Genomic DNA, 3,978 nt, shown 5'->3' with positions numbered 1-3,978 from the left:
TCGTAGGCGAGCGCGCGGGCAAGCGCCACGCGCTGCTGCTGGCCGCCAGATAGCGCGCCCGGATGGCGGTCGGCGAAGTTTTCGAGACGCACCAGCGCCAGCATGTCGGCAACCTTGCGCTTGATCTCAGCATCGTGCCGGCGGCGCACGCGCAGCGGAAAGGCGACATTCTCGGCGACGCTCAGATGCGGAAACAGCGTGTAGCGCTGGAACACCATGCCGATGTTGCGCTTGTGCGACGGCACCGAAAGCAGCGACATGTCCTCCAAAAGCACATCGCCTGAGCTCGGATCCTGGAAACCGGCAATGGCGTAGAGCGTCGTCGACTTGCCGGAGCCGGACGGGCCGAGGAACGTCAGGAATTCACCTTTAGGCACATCGATGGTCACGTCGTGGACGGCGACGAAGGCGCCGAACGTCTTTCTTAGCGCGCGTATGGACAGGAAGGACCGGGTCATCTGGATAATTTTCTGCGAAGGAGTGCGGTCACAATCATCAGGCAAAACGTCAGGCCAACCAGCAGGCTCGAGGCGGCGGCGACGACCGGGCTGAGGTCTGCGCGCAGGCTGCCCCAGATCTTAACCGGCAAGGTCTGCAAGGTCGGGCTTGCCATGAAGATCGCCACCACGACCTCATCCCACGAGGCCAGGAACGAGAAGATCGCCGCCGAGAAGATGCCGATCCTGATCGACGGCAAGGTGATCCTCAGCCGCGCCTGAAACGGACTTGCGCCGCAGACGATGGCTGCATCCTCGATGGATTTATCGAAACCTTCGAGCGCCGCGGTGATCGGGATGATGGCGAAAGGAAGCGCCAGGATGGTGTGGGCGATGACGAAGCCGACCGTGGTGCCGGCAAGGCCGATGCGCAGGAAGAAAGCATAGATGGCGATGGCGAAAACGACGACCGGCAGCACCATCGGCGTCAACAGCAATCCGCGCAGGACCTGGCGTCCGCGGAACTCCCCCCTGACCAGGCTGAAGGAGGCGAACAGGCCGATTATGACGGCCAGCATAGCGGCCATGGCGGCAATTCGGGCACTGGTCAGCGCGGCATCGATCCAGGTCGGGTCGCCCAGCAATTGCTGATACCATCTCAGCGTCCAGCCGGGTGGTGGAAAGGCCAGCCAGCGCGACGAACCGAACGACAGGAGCACGATGAAGACCACCGGCAGCAGCAGGAATGCCGCGACGGCCGCCGTGAAGCCGACAAGCGCCACCCGCAGCCATCCGAGCCGTTCATAGTCGAGCAGCATGTCAGATCCCTCCCCCGGCGCGCCTGGCACCAACCAGGCGAAGCTGGATCGCGTAGAGCGCCATGGTGACGACAAGCAGGACGAAGGCGGCCGCACTGCCGAGCCCCCAGTTGAGTAGCGACTGCACCGTCTGGGCGATCATCTCTGCCAGCATCATGTTCGATGTGCCGCCGAGCAGGGCCGGCGTGACGAAGTAGCCGAGCGACATGACGAAGACCATCAGACCGCCGGCGGCGACGCCCGGAAGAGACAGCGGCAAGAGGATGCGGCGGAAGGCCTCGAACGGGCTTGCGCCGCAAAGGGCGGCGGCGCGCAGCGTCATAGGGTCGATGGCGCGCAAAGTGCCCACCAGCGGCAGGATCATGAAGGGCAGCATGATGTAGACCATGCCGATGGTGACCCCGGCCAGATTGTTGATAAGCGGCAGCGGCTCGTGGATGATGCCGAGCCCCATCAGTGCCCGGTTGATCACCCCCGTACGCTGCAGCAGCACCATCCATGCATAGGTGCGGGTGAGAAGGTTGGTCCACATCGACAGCACGATGATGCCGAAGACGATCGATCCCATGGCCGGCGGCATGATCGCCAGCATCCAGGCAACGGGAAAGGCCATCAGGATGGTGACGGCGGTTACGACCGATGCGACCAGGAAAGTGTTGAGGAACACCCGCACATAGGTGCCGCTGCCGAACAGGGTCGCGTAGTTCTGCAGGCCCGGTTCAGGATCGGTTACGCTGCGCAGCAGCAGGGCCACCACCGGCATGATGAAGAACAGGCCAACCAGCAGCAGAGCCGGCAAGGCGCTGCCGCTGCCGGCCGGCAGGCCGGCGACTGAGCTGCGTCTGAAAGAAATTCCTTGCATCGAGCGGTCCTGTCCCGAAACGGGGCGCGCAAGCCGCGCGCCCGTCACCTGCAACGGCGTTACTTGGTCTGCCAGGCATACCAGCGCGTGGCGATCTCGTCTCGATGCTCGGCCCAGTAGTTCATGTCGAGGTTGATCTGTCCCTCAACATGGGCATCGGGGAGTGCTTTGACGGCATCGGCGGGCATCTCAGCCTTGGCCTTGGTATTGATCGGCGCATAGCCGCTCGCCTCGGCGAATTTCGCCTGGCCGGTCGGGCTGGTGGCGGCAGCGAGGAACTTCATCGCGCTGCCCTTGTTCTTGGCGCCCTTCGGCACGACGAGCACGTCGGCGGCGGTGAGGTTCTGGTTCCAGGCAACACCGACATCGGTGCCATCCTGCTGCAGGGCGAAGACGCGACCGTTCCACAACTGGCCGAAAGCGGCCTCGCCGGAGGCAATCAGCTGCTGCGATTCAGCACCGCCGCTCCACCAGACGATATCGGACTTGATGGTGTCGAGTTTCTTGAAGGCCCGGTCGAGGTCGAGCGGATAGAGCTTGTCCGCGGGCACGCCGTCGGCCAGCAGCGCGATCTCGATGACGCCGGGGGCCGACCATTTGTAGAAGGTCCGCTTGCCGGGAAATTTCTTGGTGTCGAACATGTCGGCCCAGCCGGTCGGTTCGCCCGGAACGGCGCCCTTGTTCCAAGCAAGCACGAAGGAATAGTAGAAGCTGCCGACGGCATGCTCATTGCTGAAGCGCGGGTCGAGATCGGCCTTGGGTACGACCGCATAGTCGATCGGCTCCAGCAGCCCGTCCTTGGCGGCCTTGATGGCGAAGTCCATCTCCACGTCGACCACATCCCAGGTGACGTTGCCGGCATCGACCATGGCCTTGAGCTTGCCGTAGTCGGTTGGTCCGTCTTGCAGGACCTTGATGCCGGAGCTGGCCTCGAAGAGGGCCGCCCAGGATTTCGTCTGCGCCTCTTGCGTGGTGCCACCCCAACTTGTGAAGGCCATTTCATCGGCCTTGGCAGCGGTGGCGGCGAGCAGTCCGGCCAGCAAGCCGGTCAGGATCAGTTTCATGATATTCTCCTCTGTTGGTCTGTTCTTGTTTTTCTCAGTGCACCTGCGCCCCACGCTCTCAGCGCATGACGAAGGGATCCGGGATCGGCTCGTCCGACGTCTTGATCCAGACGGATTTCGAGCGCGTGTAATCTCGGATGGCGTCGAGCCCGCCTTCGCGGCCGAGACCCGACAGGCCGTAACCGCCAAAGGGAACGAGCGGCGATACGGCGCGATAGGTGTTGACCCAGACAACACCGGCATGGATGTCACGCGCCATGCGATGCGCCTTGCCGAGATTGCTGGTGAACACGCCCGAAGCCAGGCCGAACGGCGTATCGTTGGCGAGCGCCAGTGCCTGCGCCTCGCTGTCGAAGGCAAGCACGCTGAGCACCGGCCCGAACAATTCCTCCCGCACGCAAGGCAGGTCGCTGCCGCCGGCGTCGATGATAGTCGGCGCGTAGTAGAAGCCGTCCCCGGTTGGCCGCGTTCCACCGGTGACCAGTCTGCCGCCCGCGGCAAGGCTCTCCGCGACCACCTTCTCGATCCAGTCGCGCTGGCGCAGCGTGGCGAGCGGCCCCATTTCTGTGGCCGGATCCTGTGGGTCGCCGACTCGGATCGCTTCGGCCTTGCGCCTCAGCCGTACGAGGAATTCATCTTTTACCGAGCGCTCGATCAGCAACCGTGACCCGGCGACGCAGCTCTGGCCGGTCGCGGCGAAAATGCCGGCGACCACCGCGTTGGCGGCGCTGTCGAGGTCGGCGTCGGCGAAGACGACGACCGGGCTTTTGCCGCCGAGTTCCAGAGTGGTGTAGGCA

At 64.0% G+C, this 3,978-nt stretch carries 5 protein-coding genes; all 5 read right to left on the bottom strand.

The features are described 5' to 3' along the window. On the bottom strand, nucleotides 1–458 hold a 458-nt coding region (locus tag EN939_RS24240; protein ID WP_164751182.1), incomplete at its 3' end, for an ABC transporter ATP-binding protein. Then, the gene (locus EN939_RS24235) at nucleotides 455–1,255 is read right to left on the bottom strand and encodes an ABC transporter permease (protein WP_127270216.1); all 801 of its coding nucleotides are present in this window, start codon (nucleotides 1,253–1,255) and stop codon (nucleotides 455–457) included. The genes EN939_RS24235 and EN939_RS24240, both read right to left, overlap by 4 nt. Nucleotide 1,256: 1 nt before the next feature. After that, a complete protein-coding gene (locus EN939_RS24230) occupies nucleotides 1,257–2,117 on the bottom strand; it encodes an ABC transporter permease (RefSeq protein ID WP_127270214.1) in 861 nt (286 codons plus the stop codon). 59 nt (nucleotides 2,118–2,176) lie between these two features. After that, nucleotides 2,177–3,181, bottom strand: a complete 1,005-nt coding sequence (locus EN939_RS24225; protein ID WP_127270212.1) for an ABC transporter substrate-binding protein — start codon at nucleotides 3,179–3,181, stop codon at nucleotides 2,177–2,179. Nucleotides 3,182–3,239: 58 nt separating this feature from the next. Then, a partial coding sequence (locus EN939_RS24220; protein WP_127270211.1) for an aldehyde dehydrogenase family protein occupies nucleotides 3,240–3,978 on the bottom strand: 739 nt, incomplete at its 5' end.

Origin of the sequence: Mesorhizobium sp. M7A.F.Ca.CA.002.05.1.1 (assembly GCF_003998335.1) — a bacterium.
Classification (GTDB): Bacteria; Pseudomonadota; Alphaproteobacteria; order Rhizobiales; family Rhizobiaceae; genus Mesorhizobium.
The sequence above is the reverse complement of the archived record's forward strand: the minus strand, read 5'-3'. Positions and strand labels throughout refer to the sequence as shown.

Excerpts from the sequence above, each read along its gene's own strand:
- EN939_RS24235 (WP_127270216.1), bottom strand. The coding sequence starts at position 1,255 with ATGCTGCTCGACTATGAACGGCTCGGATGGCTGCGGGTGGCGCTTGTC.
- EN939_RS24230 (WP_127270214.1), bottom strand. The coding sequence starts at position 2,117 with ATGCAAGGAATTTCTTTCAGACGCAGCTCAGTCGCCGGCCTGCCGGCC.
- EN939_RS24225 (WP_127270212.1), bottom strand. The coding sequence starts at position 3,181 with ATGAAACTGATCCTGACCGGCTTGCTGGCCGGACTGCTCGCCGCCACC.